The 22,724-nt window shown below is 71.1% G+C and carries 17 protein-coding genes, 1 pseudogene and 1 riboswitch; of the genes and pseudogenes, 10 read left to right on the plus strand and 8 right to left on the minus strand.

All coding sequences use genetic code 11. The annotated features are described in order from the left end of the window. Window positions 1–161: 161 nt before the first annotated feature. Window positions 162–1,145, plus strand: coding sequence for a GlxA family transcriptional regulator (locus ACIP4P_RS07080; RefSeq protein WP_400915579.1), 984 nt, complete (start codon window positions 162–164; stop codon window positions 1,143–1,145). A gap of 16 nt (window positions 1,146–1,161) precedes the next feature. On the opposite strand, the gene ACIP4P_RS07085 is transcribed toward ACIP4P_RS07080, so the two are convergent. Beyond that, window positions 1,162–3,129: a PIG-L family deacetylase gene (locus ACIP4P_RS07085; protein ID WP_400915581.1), complete on the minus strand. Its 1,968-nt coding sequence runs from the start codon at window positions 3,127–3,129 to the stop codon at window positions 1,162–1,164. Window positions 3,130–3,687: 558 nt separating this feature from the next. Further along, a riboswitch (M-box (ykoK) riboswitch) is annotated at window positions 3,688–3,861 on the plus strand. A gap of 221 nt (window positions 3,862–4,082) precedes the next feature. Here ACIP4P_RS07085 and ACIP4P_RS07090 point away from each other — a divergent pair. Further along, entirely contained in the window at window positions 4,083–4,493 is a 411-nt protein-coding gene (locus ACIP4P_RS07090) for a hypothetical protein (RefSeq protein WP_400915582.1), read from the plus strand. A gap of 46 nt (window positions 4,494–4,539) precedes the next feature. Here the strand turns inward: ACIP4P_RS07090 and ACIP4P_RS07095 are convergent, their stop codons facing one another. Further along, window positions 4,540–5,574: a nucleotidyl transferase AbiEii/AbiGii toxin family protein gene (locus tag ACIP4P_RS07095; RefSeq protein ID WP_400915583.1), complete on the minus strand. Its 1,035-nt coding sequence runs from the start codon at window positions 5,572–5,574 to the stop codon at window positions 4,540–4,542. Window positions 5,575–5,727: 153 nt separating this feature from the next. Between ACIP4P_RS07095 and ACIP4P_RS07100 the strand changes: the two genes are divergently transcribed. From ACIP4P_RS07100 to ACIP4P_RS07120, 5 genes are read left to right on the plus strand one after another with little or no spacing between them, the layout of a single operon-like run. Then, on the plus strand, window positions 5,728–6,171 hold the full coding sequence (locus tag ACIP4P_RS07100; protein ID WP_400915585.1) for a WXG100 family type VII secretion target: 444 nt from the start codon (window positions 5,728–5,730) through the stop codon (window positions 6,169–6,171). Then, window positions 6,171–7,952: an alpha/beta hydrolase gene (locus tag ACIP4P_RS07105; protein ID WP_400915586.1), complete on the plus strand. Its 1,782-nt coding sequence runs from the start codon at window positions 6,171–6,173 to the stop codon at window positions 7,950–7,952. Before ACIP4P_RS07100 ends, ACIP4P_RS07105 begins: the two co-directional genes overlap by 1 nt. Further along, entirely contained in the window at window positions 7,949–8,593 is a 645-nt protein-coding gene (locus ACIP4P_RS07110) for a hypothetical protein (protein WP_400915587.1), read from the plus strand. The genes ACIP4P_RS07105 and ACIP4P_RS07110 overlap by 4 nt, the downstream gene beginning before the upstream one ends. An 8-nt stretch (window positions 8,594–8,601) precedes the next feature. Next, window positions 8,602–9,084, plus strand: a complete 483-nt coding sequence (locus ACIP4P_RS07115) for a hypothetical protein (RefSeq protein ID WP_400915588.1) — start codon at window positions 8,602–8,604, stop codon at window positions 9,082–9,084. 35 nt (window positions 9,085–9,119) lie between these two features. Next, window positions 9,120–9,812, plus strand: a complete 693-nt coding sequence (locus ACIP4P_RS07120; protein WP_400915589.1) for a hypothetical protein — start codon at window positions 9,120–9,122, stop codon at window positions 9,810–9,812. Between the two features lie 28 nt (window positions 9,813–9,840). Here ACIP4P_RS07120 and ACIP4P_RS07125 read toward each other — a convergent pair whose 3' ends face one another. From ACIP4P_RS07125 to ACIP4P_RS07135, 3 genes are all read right to left on the minus strand, one after another. After that, entirely contained in the window at window positions 9,841–10,341 is a 501-nt protein-coding gene (locus tag ACIP4P_RS07125; protein ID WP_400915591.1) for a diadenosine tetraphosphate hydrolase, read from the minus strand. 110 nt (window positions 10,342–10,451) lie between these two features. Next, a complete protein-coding gene (locus ACIP4P_RS07130; RefSeq protein ID WP_400915593.1) occupies window positions 10,452–11,048 on the minus strand; it encodes an RICIN domain-containing protein in 597 nt (198 codons plus the stop codon). Then, window positions 11,045–11,578, minus strand: coding sequence for a hypothetical protein (locus ACIP4P_RS07135; RefSeq protein WP_400915595.1), 534 nt, complete (start codon window positions 11,576–11,578; stop codon window positions 11,045–11,047). Before ACIP4P_RS07135 ends, ACIP4P_RS07130 begins: the two co-directional genes overlap by 4 nt. Window positions 11,579–12,019: 441 nt before the next feature. Here ACIP4P_RS07135 and ACIP4P_RS07140 point away from each other — a divergent pair, with 441 nt between their 5' ends. Then, window positions 12,020–12,616, plus strand: a complete 597-nt coding sequence (locus ACIP4P_RS07140) for a helix-turn-helix domain-containing protein (RefSeq protein WP_400916394.1) — start codon at window positions 12,020–12,022, stop codon at window positions 12,614–12,616. 266 nt (window positions 12,617–12,882) lie between these two features. Here ACIP4P_RS07140 and ACIP4P_RS07145 read toward each other — a convergent pair whose 3' ends face one another. The 3 genes and pseudogenes from ACIP4P_RS07145 to ACIP4P_RS07155 all read right to left on the minus strand — a co-directional run. Beyond that, on the minus strand, window positions 12,883–13,452 hold the full coding sequence (locus ACIP4P_RS07145) for an Imm1 family immunity protein (protein WP_400915597.1): 570 nt from the start codon (window positions 13,450–13,452) through the stop codon (window positions 12,883–12,885). Then, on the minus strand, window positions 13,453–16,788 hold the full coding sequence (locus tag ACIP4P_RS07150; protein ID WP_400915599.1) for a polymorphic toxin-type HINT domain-containing protein: 3,336 nt from the start codon (window positions 16,786–16,788) through the stop codon (window positions 13,453–13,455). It abuts the gene before it with no gap. 187 nt (window positions 16,789–16,975) lie between these two features. Further along, window positions 16,976–17,641 (minus strand): annotated as a pseudogene (locus ACIP4P_RS07155) (ALF repeat-containing protein); the annotation flags it as partial. A gap of 759 nt (window positions 17,642–18,400) precedes the next feature. Between ACIP4P_RS07155 and ACIP4P_RS07160 the strand changes: the two are divergent. Further along, window positions 18,401–20,542 carry a trypsin-like serine protease gene (locus ACIP4P_RS07160; protein ID WP_400915601.1) on the plus strand — a complete coding sequence of 714 codons (2,142 nt, stop codon included), beginning with the start codon at window positions 18,401–18,403 and terminating at the stop codon, window positions 20,540–20,542. 86 nt (window positions 20,543–20,628) lie between these two features. After that, the gene (locus tag ACIP4P_RS07165; RefSeq protein WP_400915603.1) at window positions 20,629–22,716 is read left to right on the plus strand and encodes a trypsin-like serine protease; all 2,088 of its coding nucleotides are present in this window, start codon (window positions 20,629–20,631) and stop codon (window positions 22,714–22,716) included. Window positions 22,717–22,724: the final 8 nt, after the last annotated feature.

Raw genomic sequence — 22,724 nt, forward strand, 5'->3', positions numbered from 1 at the left:
CACGGGTCGGCTCCTTGCTGTCCGGGCGGGGATCACGCGGCCCGGCCGGGCCACCGCACCACCGTCGCGCCCGCCCGGTGCGGTGACAAACGGGGCCCCGCCGGGATGTCCCGAATCCTGCGATCCCCGGCCGTCGTTCCCGCTCGGTTAGGGTGTCCGCCGTGACGACGACTGCCCGCCGCATGGTGATCATCGGATACGACCAAGCGGAGCTGCTCGACATCGCCTGCGTGACCGACACCCTGGAAGCCACCAACCGGCTCGCCGGCGCGGCGCTGTACGAGGTGAGCGTGGTCTCGCTGCGCGGCCTGCCCGTACGCGTGTCGGGCGGCCTCTCGATGGTGAGCCAGGGCGCCCTCGAACGCGTCCGGGGCCCGCTGGACACCGTGCTGGTGTCCGGCGGCCACGGCCACACCAAGGCCGCCGAGGATCCCGAACTCATAGCCCAGGTACGGCGGTTGGCGGCCCGCAGCCGCCGAGTGGCCTCGGTCTGCACGGGCGCCACCGTGCTCGCCGCGGCGGGCCTGCTGGACGGACGCCGGGTGACCACCCACTGGGCCTACGCCGACGAGCTGGCCCGCCGGCATCCGGCGGTCACCGTGGACGCCCGTCCGCTCTACGTCGTCGACGGCGACGTCTGCACCTCCGCCGGGGTGACCAGCGCCCTCGACCTCACCCTCGCCCTCGTCGAGGCCGACCAGGGCCCCGACCTGGCCCGGGCGGTGGCCCGCTGGCTGGTCGCCTACATGCAACGCCCGGGCGACCAGGCGCAGTTGTCCGTCTACGTCAAGGACCCGCCGCCCGAGCACCGGATCCTGCGGCAGATCGTCCTGCACATCATCGGCAACCTCGACGCCGACCTCGGCGTCGAGGCCCTGGCCGCCCGCGCCGGGGTCAGCGAACGCCACCTGTCCCGGCTCTTCCTCGCCCAACTCGGCGACTCCCCGGCCCGGTTCGTCCGCACCGCCCGCAGCGAGGCCGCGGCCCGGCTACTGGAGTCCACCGCCCTCCCGCTGACCGCCGTGGCCCGCCGCTGCGGCTTCGGCTCCACCGAGACCATGCGCCAGGCGTTCCGGGCCGACTACGGCACCACGCCCTCCGCCCACCGGGCGGCCCTGCGCGAGGCCCGGCGCAGCCGCGACTGACCGGGCCGGGCGCAGGTCAGAGCGGCAGGCCCTGCCAGTCGCCGAAGGCGGTGGCCGTGGTGCCGGCCCGGTAGTAGACGCGGCCGTCGGTGCCGATGGCGAACACGTGCAGGACGCGGTTGCCGTCGACGATCGCGGTCGGGAAGTCGAGCACGGTGCCGCCGAGGTCCTGCCAGGCGCCGTAGCCGGCGTTGGGGGCGGTCTGGGCGGTGGTGCTGACGCCGCTGCCACCGTTGCGTTCGAACAGGACGACCTGGCCGCCGAGGTTGGCGGCGGCCGGTTCGCCGACGCCGCCGTGTCCGCCGAGGTTGACCGGGGACTGGTTCCACGGGCCGCCGAGCTGGCTCTGGTAGCTGACCGTCATCGCGCCGGTGCCGGCCTCGCGGTAGACGAGTTCGATCCGGCCGTCCTGGTCGAGCACGGCCTTGGGCGGGCTCGCGGGCGCGGCCGCCGGGACCGGGCCGGGGCCGGCGATGGACCCGTTCGGGGCGGTCTGCCACCAGTTGATGATCCCGGTGCGGGTGCTGGCGAAGACCTCGATCCTGCCGACGCCGTTGCGGATCGCGGTGACCGGGTCCTGGATGTCGGTGCCCCCGAGGTCCGTCCAGGAGTCCGTCCAGACGCCGCCCGGGGTGGTCTGCCGGATGGTGCTGAGGCCGCCGCCGCCGTTCTTGACGAACAGCTCCAGGTGCCCGTCCTGGGAGGCGGCCACGACCGGTACGCCGACCTGGTCGGCGTTGCCGAGCGCGGTGTTGGGGTTGCCGTGGTCGGCCCAGGAGTTCCACCACCAGCCGTTGGGCGCGCCCTGCGGCAGGGAGATGATGTGGTGGTCGGTCAGGCGACGGGCGAAGACCTCCAGCCGGCCGTCGGCGTTGGTGCCGACGGCTATGCCCGGGGCCAGCCGCCCGCCCGGGTCGGCCATCCGCACCGGGCCGCCCCAACTGCCGTCCGAGTTGCGCCAGTACGTGTACAGGGCGCCGGCCCGGACGACGAACACCTGCGGCCGGCCGTCCTGGTTCAGCCCGGCCCAGCAGGTGCCGCGGGACCAGCGGTAGTACATCCGGGAGAACCAGTCGGTGGAGTAGCTCCCCGAGTGGTCGTGGCTGGCGTACTCGGCGACGAACACGCCCTTGGCTGCGACCGTCGCCGGGTCGAGGTTCTTCGGGGAGTCGCTGACGTTGTAGTCCCGGTAGTTCACCTGGATCAGGTTGCCGCCGTACTGGAGGGCGGCCCGGCCGGCGAAGGTCGCGGCGGCGATGTGGTCCGAGTGGTCGCCCGCGTAGCGGCTGTCCGGGAGTTCGTCCTGGGCCCGGAGCACGGTCGGCTGGTAGGTCACCATCAGCTGCCGCAGCACCTCGACCACGTCCGAGGCCGTGTAGGTGGACGGCCCGGACAGCTTGCTCCCGGTCGGGACGACCGTGGTGTCGGTGGCGCCGGCCAGCACGTTGCCGAGTTCGCCGTCGTGCAGGTTGAGGAAGATCAGGTGCACCGGGTGGTCCTTGAGCATGTACCGCTCGACCTGCTTGCCCGCGACCGTCCAGGCCTCGGTCGTCCAGTGCCCGATCTCGTCGGTGCTCGGGTCGTTGTCGCCGACCCCGGTCATCCGGGAGTAGGCGTTGACGGCGCCCATCTGCCGGTTCCAGGTGCGCAGCGGATCCCCGGCCGGGTCCCCGCAGCCCGAGCACGGGTCGCCGGTGATGTTACCGGCGGTGACGAACACCGTGACGGACGGTGTGCCGACCGCGAGGGCGTTGGACAGGTCCGGGTTCATGAACAGGATGTCGTCGTCCTCGTGCGCGACGACCTGCATGAACAGCGGCTTGGTGCCGGTCGCCCCGAACATGCCCGAAGCCGGGGCCGAAGCCGAAGCCGGGGCCGGGGTCGGAGCCGCGGCGGCGCGGGTCGTGGTCCCCCGGACCAGGACGGGCGCCGCGAGGGCGGTGAATGCGACGGAGGCGAGAAGTTGCCGTCGTCCGATTGCCATGTGATTCCCCCCAATTCGAGAACGGCGCGTGATCACGCCGGGGAGGAGGTTATCGCATGGGCGACCAGTAAAACGCCCCGGACGTATTCCGCGAATCCGACGACCGGACGGCGAAAGGGAGCCTTCGTGGTCTGCTGATCCGGCCGTGCGGCGGTTCCGTTCGAGGTCGCGGGGCTTCCGTAGGCCGGACCACTAGTGGTGGCGACCGCACCCACTACGTCATCGAACTCAGCCTTGGAATTCCGCCGAGTGGCATTGGAGAAGGGTGGAGAATGGCCGGAAGTGATTCACCGGCGAGGAAATCCGTCACCCCACCGGTATCCGTTTTCCGCACGTCCCACATATTTCGTCCGTGCCCGATCCGATCGCGGTGCACGGTCCCGCCGCGACGCGGGGCAGTGCCGTAGTGGTTCGGACGCACGGCCGTCGCGCCCGAACCACTACGGGGGCCGAGATGGGGCCGGGACGCGGACGAGTAGGGCCCGCCGTCGGCCCGATGTAAACCGCTCTTCGCCCCCCGTTCACCCCCGATTGGGGGTATGATCCACAGAGTTACAAGAGGCACCTCGTTCGGTGAGGCGTCTTCACGGACACAGGCCACTGACCCGACGACGTCGAGAGACGCCCAGGTTCAGGACAGATCTTCCCGACTTAAGGGTTGATCCCAAGTGGCTTCCCCCGCAGGGGGATTACGCCGTGGAGTGCCAAAGCTCTGACGAGTTGGGGTGTACCGGCGCCGCCGTCGTGGCGGGCCCGGTCCGCTCCTTGCCGTGTCGATCGGCGCGACCACGCGCCCGGCCGGGAGGAGGCGAGAGAGATGGACTCCAGTAGTAGTCCGGGCCACAGTCGGCCCTGCCCTCAGCTTCCCGTCCTCGCCCCCGGTGCGCGCTGACGCCTGTCGGCCTGCTCGCGCGCACCCTCCCCCCGGCCCCCGGGCCGTCGGAGGTTCGATCATGACCCGCCTCGCCTTCCCGACGTTCACCCACGCGCGCACCCCCCACCAGGGCCGCACCCCCGTGCGCGGCACCCGCCTGCTGCGCGGCTTCCTGCGGTCGACGCCGCACCTGCCGCCGCTCACGCTGCCCGCCGACGCGCCGATCGTCCGCGGCCTGCTGAAGCTGACCCTGGAGGACGGCACGCCGCGCCTCTACCTGCTCGACCACCGCGACTTCTCCGCGACCACCTCCCCCGACGTGGCCTACGACTCGCGCGTGCAGACCGCCTACCTGCTCGCCCTCCAGGGCCACGGCCCGGACCGGGTGGCCGAGCACCTGGGCCTCCCGGCGGCCGTCACCGAGGTGATCGCCCAGCACGCCGCCCGCTGCGGCGCGTCCGGGCCGGGCAACACCGCGCCGATCGCCTGACCGCGACGGCGCCCCGGCACGGGTGCTCTGGCGCCGGTACGGGGGCCTACCGCTCCCGCACCGGTGCCAGGGCCCGGCTCAGGCGTGCCAACCACTCCTCGGCCGTACCCCGTACCCGTGGGTGGTCCGCGCGGAAGTCCTCCCAGTCCACGGACCGTTCCGCGGCCCACCGGGCCACCGCGTCCAGGCGCAGGGCGTCGGCGGCCGCCGTGCGGCCCGGCGCACGGCGGAACACCGTGCGCAGCAGCCGCGGTGACAGTCCCCCGACTCCCGCACCGACTCCCGCGCCAACTCCGGCACCGGCTCCCGCACCGGCTCCGGCCTCGGCGAGGAGCACGGCGTCGTACAGGTCCTTGGCCCGGGCCCGGCCCTGCGTGGCGCAGTCGGCGTGCAGCCACAACAGCTTCCAGGCGAGCGACAGTTCACGGCTCGCGGTGCGCACGACGGTCCGCCCGGCGCCGTCGCCGCGGGGTATCGCCGTCCACACCGGGGGCTCGGGGAGCCACTCGTCGAGGGCGAAGTCCAGTCGCACCTCGCCGGGCGGGAGGCCGTCCGCCGACCAGGGGACGGCCACCCGTACGCCCGGGGTGTCGTGCTCCGTGTACGTCCAGGTGGCATCGTGCCGGGCGGCGCCCACGTCGAGGACCAGCCCCGGCGCCACCGTCGGCCGCTCGCGCACCAGGTCGAGCAGGGCCCGGTGCGGCGGGTGGTCCTCCGGCTCGGTCTCGACGATCCAGTGCAGCCCTTCGGGCGGCAGGACGGTCCGCAGTCCTGCCGTCTCGAACTCCTCGGACGTCCAGATCTCGTAGCGCCCGGCCCCGTCGGCGGCCTCCGGCCACTGCTGCACGGTCGCCACGTCGTCCACGTGCCGGTACGGGTGCGCGGGATCGACCGGGACCAGCAGGGGCCGGGGGACGATCCAGTCGAGGTCCGCCGGCTCCCGGGCGTCGGCCCCCACCCAGGCCGGCATCACCATGCTCCCGCGCAGCACCAGGACGTCGCCCAACGGGGAGTCGGCGACGAGGCCGAGCAGGTGGTCGAGCACGGCCCGGTGGGCGCCGCGCCGCCGGTCGTCCGTCACCGCCACCACCCCCCGCCCGTGCCTCGGTTCACCGGTGGCCCACCGTACCGACCACCACTGACACCGGAGCCGGGCGAACAGGTGAGCGATCGCGCTACCGGGATCTGCTAGCTTTTCGGCCTCGGTGCCCTGTCCTGAGCGTGTGACCTGCTGTTGTACGTCTCCGGCCCGTGGCGCCGCTGTCGTGATCGACCACAGGGGGAAGTCATCAACGCATACGCGGGCGCCGACGGCCCGGGCATCTACGGCCCACCGTCCTCCACCGTTCCGGCTCCGTCCTTCGGGGTCAACCCGGCCGACCTGGACGCGGCGGCCACCGTCGCCCACACCGCCGGTCAGGCCATCCCGGAGGAGCTGAAGCACGTCTACCAGCCCTCCGACAACGCGGTCGCCGGGCTCCTCGGCTGGCAGACCGCGGGCTCCCTGCACAGCTGCACGGACGCCTGGGAGGAGTGCCTGCGCAAGCTGGGCAGCGAAGTCGACGGCATCAGCACCAAGTTCTCGCAGACCGCGACCAACTACCGCAACGTCGACAAGAACGGGGCGAACGGCATCGGCGGGGTCGGCAGCGGCCGGTACTCGCTGGAGGGGAACTGATGGTCAGTCTCCCCGAGTTGCGCGATGCCCAGATCGACCCCCTGGACGCCGCGGCCACCGCCTACGACACCCTCGCCAACAACTTCAAGAAGCACGCCGACGACCTGAACACCCAGGTCCTCAAGCACGTCTTCGACGGCAGGTGGGTCGGCAACGCCGCCGGTGCGGCCAACACGGCCATGCAGACGACCAGCACCCGCCTCGACGCGGCCCACACCGAGCTGTCCTGCGTGTCGGGTCTGCTGCGCGAGGCCTCGGAGAGCTTCCGGCTGGCGCAGTCCAAGCTGCAGGAGGCGCTGGCCGACGCGAAGACCGACGGCTTCACGGTGGCCGACGACGGGACGGTCACCTGGCCGCCCCCGAGCGCGGCCGAACGCCACGACCCGGAATACGACACGCCGCAGCGGGGCAAGGCCATCGCCGACCGGATATCCCACGCGGTCAGCGAGGCGGCCAACGCCGACCAGAAGATCTCCAAGGCGCTCGACGGCCTGACCCAGCGCGCCAAGACCGGCGCCGGCCTCAGCCTCGACAACGCCGCCGCCGACCAGAAGAGCGTCACCCAGCTGGGCACTGACCTGCTCAACGCCGGGTTCCCGCCCGAGGGCGCCGGGGCCACCGAGGTCAACTCCTGGTGGAAGGGCCTCACCCCGGACGAGCAGCAGCGCCTCATCCAGGCCCACCCGGACCTGCTGGGCAACCGCGACGGCATCCCCGCGGCCGCCCGCAACCAGGCCAACCTGCTCAACCTGGACCACCTCACCAAGGAGTACGAGAACAAGCCCAACCCCTCGGACGCCGACAAGCAGAAGCTGGAAGGCTTCCGCGCCATCCGAACCAAGCTCGACCAGGCGAAGACCAAGGAGCCGCCGCCGGTCTTCCTGCTCGCCGTCAGCGACGAGGGCCAGGGCCGGGGCTGCCTCTCCTGGGGCAACCCGGACACCGCGAAGAACGTCAGCGCGTACGTGCCCGGGCTCGGCACCAAGCTCTCCGACGTCGGGGGCAAGGACGCCGACCGCGCCCGCAACGTGTGGCAGGCCGCACACAACGCCGACCCCACCGCCGAGACCGCCTCGATGGTCTGGCTCGGCTACGACCCCCCGCCGGGCCCGCTGGACGGGGACCCCCGGACCCTTGAGGTGATGTCCGGCGACCGCGCCCAGAAGGGCGGCGCGAACTACGACAAGTTCATGGGCGGCCTGCGGGCCACCCACGAAGGCGCTCCGGCGCACCTCGTCGCCCTCGGCCACAGCTACGGCTCGACCACGGTGGGCATGGCGGCGACCCAGGGCGGCGGCACCGGGGCCGACGACATCATCCTGGTCGGCAGCCCCGGCACCGGGGCGGACCGGGCCTCGCAGCTGCACATCGACCCGAAGCACGTCTGGGTCGGCGACGCCCAGAACGACCCGGTCAGCCACCTGCCGGCGAAGGAGCGGGTCGCCGCCGACGGCACGGGGGCGGCCATCGGCGCCAAACTCGCCGGACCGCTGGGAGCCTGGACCGGTGGCAAGGTCGCCAACGAGCTCTACGACGACTTCGGCGACACCAACGACCTGTGGTTCGGCAAGGACCCGGCCGCCAAGGACTTCGGCGCCAACCGGTTCGCCGTCGCGGACGGGGCGCCGCTGTCGTTCGACTCCCACTCGAACTACATGGAGGATCCGAACATGGACACCTCGAAGGACCCCGCCAAGCGGGACGAGCTGGAGTCGATCAACAACATCGGCCAGATCGTGGCGGGCAAGTACGACAACGTGACGAAGCAGGACGGACGATGAGCGGCTCGCCGCGGGGCACCCGCGGGCCGGGCGGCCTGGGCGGGCTGGGTGTCGCGCTCGCCGCCCTGGCGCTCGCCCTGACCGCCTGCTCGGCAGGCACGGGCGCATCGGGAGCGGGGACGTCGGGGGCGGGTGCGTCGGGCACCCCGGCCGCCGAGCAGCTCGTACCGCCCGAGCAGGCCCTCCAGCGGATGGACGCGCTGCTCGACGAGTCGCTGGCCCAGGTCCGGCCCGCCCTGCGCTACTGGGACGACAACCCCGACGCGGTCGAGCAGTTCTCCAAGGGCCTGGACGAGCACTCCCTCGGCTACGCGGACGCCAACCGCCGGCGCCACATCATGACCAGGATCGCGCCGGCCAAGTACGGCGCCCTGCTGGACATGGTCGAGAGCGGCTGGAAGGCCAAGGGGTACACCGTCACCCGGACCGCCTCCACCCCGCCCGGCAGCGTCGCGAGCGCCCCGGGCGGCGCGGGCGTCGGGATCACCGTCCACTCCTCCGGACTCATCGAGATCACGGCGCACGTCTCCCCCGTCCCGGTGATCCACGGCGCCTTCGGAACCCCCACCCCCGTTCCGACCCTGCCCAACGGCAACCCCGACGACATCCCCGCGTACGACGACCCGTTCTGGTCGAACTGAAGGCAGCCATGACCCCTGAACAGGCCGTCCAGCAGCTCAACGCGCTGCTCGACGACTCCATGTCCGGCATCCGCCCGCCCCTGCGGTACTGGGACGGCTGGCCCCGCTCCACCGAACAGAGCGCCACCGGCCTCTACGAGCAGTCGCTCGGCTACGCCACCGCCACCCGCGACCGCTACGTCATGACCAAGGTGGCGCGGGCCAAGTACGGCGCCCTGCTGGGCGTGGTCGAACGCAGCTGGCTGGCCAAGGGCTACACGATCACCGCGGTCAACCCCAACCAGCCCGCCATCTTCGCCACCACCCCGGCCGGCGCCGCGATCGCGATCACCTTCGGCGCCCCCGGCAACATCACCTTCACCGCGTCGGTGGGCCCCATCCCGGTCATCCGCGACCGCGACCCCTTCGGCGTCCCCACGCCCGAACCGGTCATGGCCAACGGCAACCTCGACGTCCTCCCCCGGTACGAGGACCCGTTCTGGTCCGCCTGACCGGGCTCCGGTGGGGACCCTCTAGGCTCACCCGTATGGGTCTTGACGAGCAGGAAAACGACAGCCAGGTCCGGGTACCGGTGCCGCCGCTGGAGGACCACGAGTCCGGGCGGCTCTTCCACCGGCTGCTGCAGCTCTTCCTGCGCGACCTGAAGGAGGCCGGGCAGCCGGTCGGCCGGCACCAGTACCTGCTCGGCGCCGTCATGGAACTGCACGGGCCCGCCCGGGCCGAGGGCCGGAACGCCGACCGGCGGCAGCCGCGCTGCGCCTGCTGCCGCACGCCCTACCCGTGCCGCACGGTGCTCGGCGTGGCGGTCGACGCCGGGCTGCCGATCCCGTGGGGCTCCCCCGCCGCCGTGGTCCCCGCCCTGGCCGACGTGGGGCTGGACACCCGGCCCGGCGGCGAGGTCACGGCGCAGCACGTGTACTGGTCGCCGGGCTGGGGCGCGCGGCGGGCCGCGGACGGGAGCTGGGAGATCGGCATCATGGTCGACCGGGGCGGGGTCGAGACCCTGTCCGTACCGGACGACGAGGCGATGGCCCACTACCTCGCCTCGGCCGCGCTGACCCTGGGCCGCCCGTACCCGTACGGCTGGGCCGAGGACCCGGCCGAGGCGGCGGTACGACCGGCCGCGCACCGGCAGGCGACGGAGTGGCGGGAGCGGGTGCGACTGCCCTACCTGGAGCACCACCGCCCGTACGGGGCACCCGGGCAGGGCACGGCCTGACGACGCCCGGAAGCCGCCCCGGCGCCGCTCAGCCCGCGCCTTCCGCGCTGTCGGCCCGGACCGCGAGCGCGTCGAGCTCGTGGCCGATCGCCTCGCGCAGGGCGTCGTGCTCCGGTCCGAGGGCGCTCGCGGGATCGCGCCAGTTCTCCGCGGGGTACAGCCACACCGGGCGCCGGACGTGTTCCGGGCCCTCCCACTCGTAGCGGGGCCACACATGCGCGTGCAGGAAGGCGTCGGCGTTCCCGAGGATCTCCAGGTTCACCCGCCGGAACCCCGGGTCCCGACGCCGACAGGCCCGCTCCACGGCCTCGCCCAGGCGGTCCAGGTCCGCCAGGAAGGCCGTCCGCCGGCTCCGCGGAAGATCGGACAGGCGCTCCACCCCGGGCTCGTCCACCAGCAGGACCGAGTACCCCGGCAGGAACTGCACGTCACCGATCACCGCGAAGCCGGCGTCGAGCCGCCGCAGCACCGTGGGGTTCGTGCCGTTCAGGGCACTGCCGATCCTGTCGTCCCGCCAGTCGTCGACCATGACGAGGCACCCTAGCCGGGACGCGCGCGGCCGAACAGCCCTCGGCCGCGCGCGGGCAGGTCCGGGTGGGGTCGCCGGTTCCGGCCGACCCGCCGGCAGCGACAAGCTGCCTAGTGGACCATGCTCCAGATCTGCCACCGGTTGGAGTGGTTGTCACAGGTCTTCTTGAACTGGCCGATGTCGAAGACCATGTTGTTCGCGTGGCCCGCCTGCCCCCGGTCCAGGCAGAAGTCGACCTCGCTGCGGCCCGAAAGCGGGCCCGAAGGCTGCCAGTTGAAGAACTGGAAGCTGTTGGACGGGTTGCCTGAGGTGTTGCCGACCCAGGTCATGTTCCACTGGTCGCGGTAGTTGCCCGCGTCGCAGCTGTCGGTCTTGGCCTCGTAGCCGTTGCCGGAGAAGAACTGGACCCGCAGGCAGCGGCCGGTCTGGACGTTCTGGATCTGCACCCTGCTGTAGTAGTTGTTCACGTCCGGGGCGTAGGAGGTGACGTTCCACCGCTGGAAGGCCCCGCCGTTGCAGGGCAGGATGTACAGCGACCCGTTGTAGTTGCTGTCCAGGCAGTCCAGGCCCTGGTCCTGGAGGTCCTTCAGCTGGACGTTGCGCTGGTAGGCCGTGGCCTGCGCCGTCCCCGACAGGGCGAGCGTGCCGGCCATGGAGCCCACGGTCATGACACCCACCGCCACCGCGGTCCCGAGCTTCCGCTTCATATCCCGCACACCTGCCAGTTGTGGCTGGCCTCGTTGCCGCCGGTGGCGAAGCTGTGGCCGTTGCCGTAGTAGTCGGTCGGGCGACAGGTCGGCGTCCTGCCGCCGCTGAAGGTGAGCCCGATGTGCAGCCTCGGCTGGCTGTAGCCGTAGCCGAAGCTGTCGATGGACACCAGGCGCGAAGTCCCGAACGCGCCGTACTGGGCGAGGTTCCCGATGTCCACCTTCCCCGCCTGGTGGCCGTTGGCGTCCTGCAGCCAGATGTAGTTGTCGCCGATCATGGACAGGTCGGCGTTCTGGTCCCAGTGCACCTCCGCGTACTCCATCCGGCAGCTCGGGATGTACCCGATGTACAGCTTGCCCATGTGCTTGTTGGAGATGACGCCGAGGTTGTACCCCCAGAGGTCGGTCGGCTTGCTCGCCATGACACGGTCCGACCCGCAGGACGCGGCGTGCGCCGCCTGCGTGTTCACGGCCACCAGGCCGGACGCGGACATCAAGGCCAGCGCCCCCGCCAGGACGGACCTTCTCATCCTCAGTTCCACTGGTTGTCTCGCTTTCGGTGTGCTCGCAGTAGCCCGGCCTGCGCCGCGCGCAGTCCCCGTCGGGCTTGACCCATCCTCACCGGCCGACCGGTGGCCCCACCATGACGTTGACCCGCCGTTGGCCGGACGTTTCGGGCTGCTACCGACCCGGTGTGTCCGGCGCCCGCCGGGGTGGCGTTGAACGAACCTGGCCCGCCCCTTCCGATCGCAGGGTCCCCCGCGCTCGGCGACCGGTGGAGAAGGGACGAGCCCGGTTCGTCCAGCACTCTGGCGGGTCCTCGCAGGAAGGTCCCAGGAGCGGAACCGGAGTTTGGCCGGAAGTTCCGCAGGCCAACCCGGCACCCCGGACCGGAGGTTGACCGGAAGTTCCGCGGCTGATCTGATCGTCAGCTGGTTCGGGGGAACCGCGTGGAGGGGGAGTCCGTGGATGTGCCCGATGTCGGTCCGTTACTGCGTCGGTGGCGGCTGCGGGCCGGCCTGACCCAGGAGGAACTCGCCGAGCGGTCCGGCCTGTCGTCCCGGGCGATCCGCGATCTGGAACGCGGCCGGGTGCGGCGGCCGCGACTCAGCACCGTACGGCTGCTGGCGGAGGCCATGGGGCTGACGGAGCAGGAGCGGACCCAACTGTCGGAGGCCGCACGGCCGGTGGATCCCGTAGCGGATTCCCGGTCATCCGACCGAATGCAGCCGGTCAATCCGACAGTTTGTCGGGTTGACCGGCTGTTTTGTTGTCTGAGGAGGTGGATCGCCCCTCACGGGTTCGTAGGGCGAGCCGCGTTTTTGCCCAGTCGGGTGGGGTGTGTGGGGGCAGGGGTTGTCAGCGTGTCGCGTGGGCGGCCACAGCACCGGCCCGGACGCCGATGCGGCTGCCGGGTCCGGGGACGGGGCGAACGGAAGTCGCGTGGAAACGAAAGTCTGCCTTCGTCCCGGGGCGCCGGGAACCGCCCGGCTCGATCGGGCTGCTCGAACAGCGGCAGAATCTCCAGCCCCGGCACCGTACCTGATGAGGCATCAATTCCTACTTGAAACATGAACCGGATGCCCCGGGGAGTATCAGCGGGGCGCCGCGGTGAGTGGTGCGGGGCCCCTGTAGGTCACAAAGCTGGTGGCGTCAGGGCAGGAGGCGTTCGGCGCCGAGGTGTCGGAGGATCGGTGCGGGTGAAGGCTTGGTTGCAGGTGTCGACGGCGGTAGCTTGGACGTCGAGCAAGGGAGCACAAGGATTAGCTGGCACGTGGTGCAAGAGGCGAGGCTTCAGCTGGGCTGAAGCCTCGCCACGGCATACGGGGTAGTCCTATTCGGTGGGGCGGACTCTGGCATTGATCTGGGGGGCCAGGGCATCGAGTACGGCTTGCGCGCGGGAAGCAGACTCGCTTTCAAGGCCTGCGTGGTGCTCTTTATCCGCTCGCTCGCCGCCAATGAGCCCCTCTACCCATTCAATGCTAGTCGGCCTGTCCCCGGTCTTGTTCCGGCAGAACTCTTCGATGACTCTCTGCAAGACAGACAGGGGGACGACACTGCTCGGTTCCATGAAAACCGGGACATGGATGTCCGAGACTACATTCGGGTCACTCTCGGGCGGCAACGGGTTGTCGGTAATCCAGACGTGGTCATACACCCCTCCCTGTTTCGGGTAGTGTGCACCGACATACCAGACGGCTCCGCCAAACCCGGTCGATTTGTTGAGTGACACCGTGAGAGTGCTGTCGGGGTAAAGGGATTCATGGGCTTTGAATTCATTTAGAATGAATGACGCATTCTGCCCGTACTCCAGATCTTCCAGCACCTGCCGGATCAGTCGGTCCTCATCCTCCCGGGTCTTGGGGTGATGCTGCTGTCGGCCGATCCAAACGGTCAGGAGCATTCAGTCGTTCCAACTTCCGAGTCCGGCGATCGAGTTTGGAATCATTATGCCCTTCTCTGGATCGAACGTCCAAACCCTGAGAGTAGTTCCGTATGGCAGGATGGCCCCCACGGCCTGCCAGCAGCCAGGCACGCCCAGGGCGTCCATCCGGCACACGCCTTCAGTGTTATTGATGACCACATTGACCGTCGCATTGAGACGATCCCCGGACTTCCTCAGGTAGTCCTGAACCGCACGGCGAATATCCCATGCAAGCTTCGTCTCGAGATGATCAGGAACAACGCTCGGCTTCCACCCCCTGCTTACAAGGAAGTTTTGGATGTCCTTATAGACATTCAGATCCCTGCTGCTTGAACGCTGCGCGCCGACCGACTCAATCCCCTTCTCCGTGATGGTGATGATTTGCCCGACCGTCGGCGTCGCCTTGCCATTCGGCCCGCGAACCCACCGGGGGAGTTTGTCGAAGATCTTTTTGAAGTCGAGGCATATGACGTTGTGGACGAGGAGCGGGGTGTCGCCTGCGAGTACGTAGTACGTGTGCAGGTCGTGGACGGTGAGGTTGTAGGCGGGTTCGAGGCCGGTCCAGTGCCGGGTGGAGGCGACCTGGGCGGTGGCGCCGGTGTCGGTGCGCAGGGTGTCGCCGGGGCGGACTGCGGCGGCGTCGGTCCACCGGCCGGTGTTCTGGACCCAGTAGGGGTGATGGTCGGTGGAGGTGACCGTGGACTTCGTGGTGCCGTCGGGGGTGGTGACGGTGAGTTCGGTGAAGTTGGTGTCGTCGGGGTTGTAGATGGTGTCGTCGACGGTCCGTGGGCCGGTGGTTCCGGTTGCGGGATCGGTGGCGGTGACGGTGTCGCCGGTGTGGAGCTGTTCGATGGGCCGGGTTGTCCTGTCGCCCATGAGGACGCGGGTGCCGGCGGGGAAGCTGTTGAGGCAGGACGGTGCGTCGACGAGGCGTCGCAGGATCGGTGCCTTGCCGAGCAGGTTGCGGGTCCACGAGGAGAGGGCACCGCCGGCGGCGTCGAGCTTGGCGGCCCATTTGAAGTACTTGGCGCCGAAGCGCAGAAGCCGGGCACCGGGGACGATGCTGAGGCAGGACCAGAGGACGTCCTCGCCGCTGGCGTAGTCGGCGAAGTACTCGCCCGCGTACCAAGCGCAGTTGACCACCGCGGCCGGCGTCCCGACCCACGGGAGGAAGCTCATCAGGTCGAGAGCGGTGTGTTCGAATGTGGAGACCTGGTTGTACGTGCGACTGAGGAATTCTTCCCAGGGGTCTCCGATCGCCTGGATGACGGCCTGGGTCATCTGCAGGCCCATGCCGGTCAGGAACTGTTCCCGTGCGGCTGTGACGGCTTCCTTCTGGGCGGCGTCGGCGATGGCGCGGGCTTCGGCGCTGCTCTTGCCGGCGTTCTCGGCGGACTGGCGGGCGCTGGCGACCGCGGCGTACGCCCTCGCGGCGGATTCACGGGCCGCTGCGGCGCTGGCCTCGGCGGCGACGGCGGAGTACTGCGCGGATCGGGCGGCCTGGCCGGCTGTGGCCTGGGCGGCGCGGGCGGTGGCTGCGTAGCCGTTCGCCTTGGTGGCTGAGGCCTGGGCGTTGTCGGCTGCGCTCTTGGCCTGCTGGGCGAAGCCGGCGGCGGCGTTGGCTGCGGCTTTGGCCTGGGCTGCGGCGTTGTTGGCGTCGGTGGCGGCGCCGGCGGCGATGGCCGCGTACTGGGCGGCCTGGGCGGCGTTCTGGTCGGCGAGGGCGGCGACCTGGGCTGCGCCGTTGATGGCGTTGTCGGTGGAGGCGGTGTGGGCCGCGGTGAGCTGGTCCTGCTGTTGGGCCCGGTACTGGCCGGTCGTCAGGAAGTCGGTGAGGAGGGTGTAGGGGCCTTCGAGGGCGATCTGGGCGGCGGACTTGACTTCGTCTCCGCCGGTCTCGATGAGCCGGGAGGCCGTGAGGCGGTCGTCGACGGCTTTGGCGTCGTACCGGCCGCGGGTGAGGAAGGTGAGGAGGGAGTCGGGGGTGTTGGTCTCCAGGGCAGCCTTGGCTGCTTCCTTCAGGTGGGGGCCTCCGGTCTCGATGAGCTGGGAGACCTTGACGCGGTACTGGGACAGGGCGGCGGTGTGGCGGCCGGTCTGCAGGAAGGCGTGGACCTGGGTGGCGTCGCCGGTGAGTGCGGTGGCGGCGGCGGTGCGGACGCTGTCGTACTCGCTGGTGTCGGCGAGGTACTGGGTTTCGGCGCGTTCGTCCTCCTGGCTGGAGGTCTGCCAGGCGGTGCGGACGTAGTCGGTGACGGCTTCGTCGCTGCCAGCGAGGGCGAACTCGGCGGCGGACTTGGCCCACGGGCCGCGGACCTTGAGGGCGGCGAGCGCCATTTTGCGGCCGTCGGCGACCACGGTGGCGGGGTCGGTGCCGGGCTGGGAGGCCCGGGCGGCGAGCTGCACCGCTTCCTGGTCCAGGCGCAGGGCCCGGGTCTTGGCGTCGTCGGCCTCGCGCTGGCTGGCGTCGTAGGCGGCCTTCGTGTCCTGGGCCTGGACGATGCCGCGGGCCTTGCGGGCCTTGAGGTTCTCGGCCTCGACGATCTGGGCCTGCTGTTGGACGACGCGGGCCTTGGCGACGGCGGAGCCGGCTGCCGTGGCGGCCTGCCGGGCGTTCTCGGCGTGGGCGGCGGCCTGCTGGTCCGCGGTGGTGGCGTTCCCGGCGTTCGCGGAGGCGTTGCGTGCGGATTCGGCGGCCTTCGTGGCGTGGTCGGCGGCGGAGTTGGCGGCGTCGCGGGCTTCGGCGGCGTACTGGCCGGCGTCCTTGGCGAGCTTGGCCGCGGCGTTGGCGGACCGGGTGGCTTCGGCGGCGTTGCGGCGGGCCTGCGCGGCGGCCTGCCGGGCCTTGGCCGAGGAGGCCCCGGCCTGGTCGGCGTATCCGCCAGCTTCGTCGGCGGCGTCGGCCGCGGCGTTCACGTTGGCGACGGCGGAGGCGGCCCGTTCGGCGGCGATCCCGGCCTGGAAGGCGGCGCCTGAGGCGCGGTCGGCGGCCTTGGCCGCGTATCCGGCCTGCTTCGCCGCCTGTACGGCGGCGGTGGCGGCGTCCTCGTCGGCCTTGCCCGCGGCGGCCGAGGCGAAGGCGCGGGAGGTGGCCTGCGCGGCCCCGCTCGCGGCGGCCGCGGCGCGCCCGGCGGCTGCGGAGGCCACGTTGGCGGCCTGGACGGCGGCCTGAGCGGCGGATATCGAGGCCCTGGCGGCGTCGGCGGCGCGCTGGGTGGCCTCGGCGGCGCGGTCGGCCGCGGCGGCCGCGCGCTGGGCGTCGTTCTTGGCGGCGAGCGTTTCGGCGGTGGCCTCCTGGGTGGCCTTCTTCGCCAAGTTCCGCGGCCTCCACCGCCCGGTCGGAGGCTTCCTTGGCGGCGTCCTTGCGGCGGATGGCCTCGTCGCCGGCCGCCTGGGCCTGCTGCACCAGTTCGTCGATGGTGGCGTGTTCCTGGTCGCGGGCCGCGGCGATGAGCTGGCCGGTCTGCAGGGAGGTGTGGATGTCCTCCGCGTCGCCTTCCATGGCGAGCAGGGCAGCTTGCTTGGTCGCCGCCCCGCCGCTCTCCGCGAGCTGCGAGACCCTGACCCGCTCGTCGCTGTCGGTCAGCGGGAAGCGGTCCTTGTCGAGGAAGGCCTGGATGTCGGCGATCGGCTTGTCCAGTGCGGCGAGGGCGGCGGCCTTGGTGTGGGGGCCGCCGCTCTCGGCGATCTGGGAGACCATGACCCGCTGGTCCTGCTCCAGCGGGGCCTTCCAGCCGGCGATGACGAACGCGGCGACGTCCTGGTCGCTGCCGGTGAGGGCGGCCTCGACGGCAGCGCGCAGCCGGGGGCCACCGATGGTGACCATCTGCAGGGCGGCGGCGCGGTTGTCCTTGGCCTCGGCCTTGGCGAGTTCGCCGTCCTGGGGGTTCTGCGGGGTGCCGAGGAAGAGGCGGACCTGGTCTGCGGTGCCGGTCAGGGCGATCTCGGCGGCGGCCTTGACGCTCGGCCCGCCGTCCTTCCAGGCCTGCAGGACCTGGCCACGGTCGCTGAGCTGCGGCGCGGGCGCGGCTGGCGGTGTCTGATCGGCCGACACCGGGGCTGTGGAGAGCAGGGAGGCGAGGAGCGCGATCGGCAGCACCGTGCGGCACAGCAGCCTGATCCCCGCCCTCCTTCCCCGGATCCCGGAACCTCTCGTACCTGAACTCACGAATGCCTCGCAGAATATGTGTCGTGGATGATTCCGGGCAGCATGCGGCAATCCGGTGGGATTTGCGGCGCACGTAGACAAAAGGCCGGGTCGTTTCCCGCATGAGGGCCCGCAGCCTCACAGTTCGGCCACCGGGCCCGGGCGCCTCGGTGACGCGGTTCGGCCGCCAGGGGACATGAGAATCCACTTTCGTAATCCTCTCAAGGGGCCACAAAAACCTGGCAAATGTCTGGTTCGTCGGATTCGGGTTCTTCCAGGGAGGTCAGCGGCGCGCCAGCCACGCGAAACGACCTGGTCAGAGCAGGCCGATACTCCCGGGCGGCTCGGCCGCTCCGGCCGCACAGCAGACGCAATCCGAAGAACCCGCAGACGCATTGCCAACAACGGTGCTCCACGCCCTGGCACTCTTCACATGGGGTCGCCAGAGCACCGGACCTTCCGCTTCATTCGCGGGAAGAAATTAGGGCCGGCTGGCATTTTCTAGGCATGGGCGAGAATTCTTCGCAGCCACCCTGAATGCCAGGCCCTCGCATGCCTGCAGCAGGTCCGGGCGGGCAGGGCGGAGATCCTTGGTTCACCTGCCGACCGCACTGTTCCGCCGACCGGATGGGAATCATGAGGAATCATTCACGTGTGCGTGGCGTCGTGGCCGCTGCGACCGGCACTGTTATGGCCCTGGCCGCAGGCTGGACCGCGGCTGGACCCGCAGCTGGTGATACACCGCCGACTCCCGCCCCGGCGGATGCGCCGTCGGCCGCGGTGGAGACCTTCGGCTACCCCGGTTCGGCGCAGATCCTGGCGGCGCGGGGGATCACCCTGACCCGTGGCGACGGGGGTATCACGCTGACCGACTGCGGCAAGGCCGGGAGCTTCCAGATCAAGGTGCGGGCGATCACCACGCCGCCGAACCCGAACGACGAGGTCTGCTTCGCCGCACCGGGCGCCTCCGGGTACCTGGCGCTGTCGATCCCGAACGCGTACCGGGTCAGCACGTACGGCCGCTCGGTGCGGGCGAGCCTGTCGACGGACCACAAGCCCACCGAGACGGTCGACGTCGCTGCGGGCGGGGACAAGGGCATCGGCGAGACACTGGACCCGAACAGCCGGGCGGTGGTCCTCGAACTGCGCGTCACCGGATCCACCGCCCCCGCGCCCGCACCCCAGCCCACCGACCCCGCCCTCGCCTTCGCGGCGAAGGTCAACGTCGGTGACGGCAAGCGCTCCTGCACCGGCACACTGGTGGACCGGTACTGGCTGATGACGGCCGCGTCCTGCTTCACCGACACCCCGAACGACCTGTCCACCGTCACCGCCGGCCCGCCGAAGGACAGGACCACGGTCACCGTCGGACGCACCGACCTCACCAACACCGGCACCGGCGCGGTCGTCGACGTGGCCGAGCTGGTGCCGCGCACCGACCGCGACCTGGTGATGGCCCGTCTCGTTTCCCCGGTCAACGGCATCACCCCCGCCACCGTCGGTACGACCGCGCCGGCCGCCGCCGAGAACCTGCGCGTGGCCGGCTACGGCCGCACCGCCAGCGACTGGGTCCCCACTAAGATCCACACCACTACCCACACCGTCGGCGCCGCCGCCACCACCATCGACACCGCCCCCGCCGACGGCCAGGCCCCGATCTGCCAGGGCGACGCCGGAGCCCCGCTCCTGCGCGACAAGAACGGCACCACCGAGATCGCCGCCATCGCCTCCCGCTCCTGGCAAGGCGGCTGCCTCGACACCCCCGCCACCGAAACCCGCACCGGCGCCACCAGCACCCGCACCGACGACATCACCGGCTGGATCCAGCAGGTCCGCGACGCCTACTGGACAGCCGCGACCTCCAACCCGGCGGCCCGCAGCTCCGTCTACGACCCGGTGCGCAAGATCGCCACCGTGTTCGCCGTCGACGCCAACGGCCACCTCGTGTACCGCTCCAGCGACGACGGCAAGACCTGGAACAGCTGGCTCCAGATCGGCGACCGGCAGTTCGCCAGCACGCCCACCGCCCTGTTCAACCCCGCCACCGGCGCCATCGAGCTGTTCGTCATCGGCCGCGACGGCAAACCGTGCCACACCTCTTACATGGCCGACGCCCAAGGCTGGCGCGGCTGGGAGAAGCTGAGCGACACCACCTTCACCGGCAACCCGACCGCCGTCTACAACCCGGTCACCAAGACCGCCGAGGTCTTCGCCACCACCACCGGCGGCCCCGTCGCCCACTCCTACTACACCGCCGGGTCAAGCCCGAACGGCTGGAGCCCCTTCACCACCATCAACACCCGAACGTTCAACGCCACTCCCAGCGCCGTCTACAACCCCGCCACCGGCACCATCGAACTGTTCGCCGTCGGCCGCGACGACGCCACCATGTACCACGCGTACTGGTCCCCCGACGGCAAACCGTGGAGCGACTGGTTCCCCATCTACGGCGGCACCGTCACCGGCAGCCCCAGCGTGGTCTACAACCCGTCCAACCAGACCGCCCAGGTCTTCGCCACCAGCACCAACGGCCCGATCGTCCACTCCTACTACAAGCCGGGCATGGGCCCCTGGAGCACCTGGGCGCCCATCAACGGCAAGGCGTTCTCCGGCTCCCCCACCGCCGTCTACAACCCCGCCACCGGCACCGTCGAACTGTTCGCCGTCGGCCGCGACGACGCCACCATGTACCACGCGTACTGGTCCCCCGACGGCACACCGTGGAGCCCCTGGTACGGCCTGGGCAACTGGAAGTTCAGCAGTGGCCGCCTGGCCACCGCGACCTACAGCCCCTTCAGTGACCGGGTCGACCTCTTCGCCACCGGCACCGACGGCGCCATGAACCACACCTCGTACGCGCCCACGTTCACCAGCTGGGCCTCCTGGGAGACCTTGCCCGGCGCCACCCTCCTCACAAGCTGACACCATCCCGGCAACGGCCTCCCGTGCCGCCTGCCGACCGCACCGTTCCGCCGACCGGATAAGGAATTATGAGGAATCACTCACGTGTGCGCGGCATCGTGGCCGCAGCGACCAGTACCGTCGTGGCCCTGGTGGCAGGCTGGGCCGCCGCAGGACCGGCGGCCGGTGACACACCGCCGACGCCCGCTCCGGCGGATGCTCCGCCGGCCGCGGTGGAGAGCCTCGCCTACCCTGGCTCGGCGCAGATCCTGGCCACCCGGGGCATCGCCCTGAGCCGTGGTGACGGAGGCATCCTGCTGACCGACTGCGGGAAGGCGGGAAGCTTCCAGATCAAGGTGCGGGCGATCACCACACCCCCGAACCCCGACGACGCGATCTGCTTCGCCGCACCGGGCGCCTCCGGCTACCTGGCCCTGTCGGTCCCCAACGCCTACCGGGTCTCCACCTACGGCCGGTCGGTGCGGGCGAGTCTGTCGACGGACCAGAAGCCCACCGAGACCGTGGACGTCGCCATGAACGACACCGCGGGCATCGGCGAGTCCCTCGACCCCAAGGCCCGGGCCGTCGTCCTGGAACTGCGCGTCACCGGCACGAGTGCCACCCCGCCGACGCCCCAGCCCACCGACCCCGCAACCGCCTTCACCGCCAAACTCAACATCGGCAACGGCAAACGCACCTGCAGCGCCGCCCTCGTCGACCGCAGCTGGCTGCTCACCGCCGCCAGTTGCTTCACCGACACCCCGAACGACCTGTCCACCGTCACCGCCGGCGCCCCCAAGGACAGGACCACCGTCACCCTCGGCCGCACCGACCTCACCAACACCGGCACCGGCGCCGTCGCCGACGTCGTCGAACTCGCCCCGCGCACCGACCGCGACCTCGTCATGGCCCGCCTGGCCACGCCCGTCGACGGCATCACCCCGGCCACACTCACCGCCAGCGCCGCCGCCACGGGCCAGAACCTGCGCATCCCCGGCTACGGCCGCACCGCCACCGAATGGGTACCCACCAAACTCCACACCACCACCCACACCGTCGGCGCCGTCGCCCCCACCACCGTCGACACCACCCCCACCGACGGACAAGCCCCCCTCTGCCAGGGCGACGCCGGAGCCCCGATCCTGCGCGACAACGGAGGCAGGACAGAACTCGCCGCCATCGCCTCCCGTTCCTGGCAGGGCGGCTGCCTCGGCACCCCCGCTACCGAGACTCGCACCGGAGCAACGTCCTCACGCGTGGACGACCTCACCACCTGGATCCAGCAGGTCCGGGCGACCGCGTTCGGCTGGAAGACCCAGGCCCTGGTCAAGGGTGACAGTGGCCTGTATCAGGCCACCCGCCTCTACGACGGCAGCTGGACCGCGTTCCAGGACGTCCAGACCAAGGCTGGCACCATCGGTGGCGTCAAAGCCGTGGCGGCCGCCGGCATCAACGGCGACACCCACGTCCTGGCCCTCGGCGGCGACGGCCACCTCCACCACACCGTGCGCACCGCCGCCGGTGCCTGGAGCAGCTTCGGCGACCTCAACAAGGTCGTCGGGGACCTCGGGAACATCACCCAGGTCTCGGCGTCCTCGATCGGCGCCGACCTGCACGTCGTGGTCCTCGCCGACGGGCAGGTCTTCCACACCGTGCGCCGAGCCGACGGGACCTGGACCGGCTTCGGGGCCGTATTCGGCGCCGCCGGACCGCTCAACGGCGTCACCTCCGTGGCGGCCGCGGGCACCGGCGGTGAGCTGCAGGTCGCCGTCACCGCCAACGGCACCATCCAGCACACCGTCCGCCGTGCGGACGGCACGTGGAGCGCTTGGGGCGCGGTCGCCAACGTGGCCGGCCCGATCGGCACCGTCACCTCCGTCGCCATGGCCCGTCAGGGCGACGACATGGACCTCATCGCCGTCACCTCCACGGGCGCCCAGTTCCACACCGTCTGCTTCGCAGACCGGACCTGGCAGCCCTTCCGGCCACTGACCGGCGTCCTCGGCAACGTCACCGGGACCTCCGTCAGCGCCACCCCCGTCAACGGCGACGCCCAGATAGCCGTCACCACCACCGACAACCGCGTGCTGACCACCGCCCGCCACGCCGACGGCACCTGGGCCCCCGTCCAGGCCCTCGACCTGAGCAGCGTCCCCGGCAACCACACCGGCACCGCCATCACCGGCACCCTCTGACCAACGCC

Source organism: Kitasatospora sp. NPDC089509, assembly GCF_044749365.1.
In the GTDB taxonomy this organism is placed as follows: domain Bacteria; phylum Actinomycetota; class Actinomycetes; order Streptomycetales; family Streptomycetaceae; genus Kitasatospora.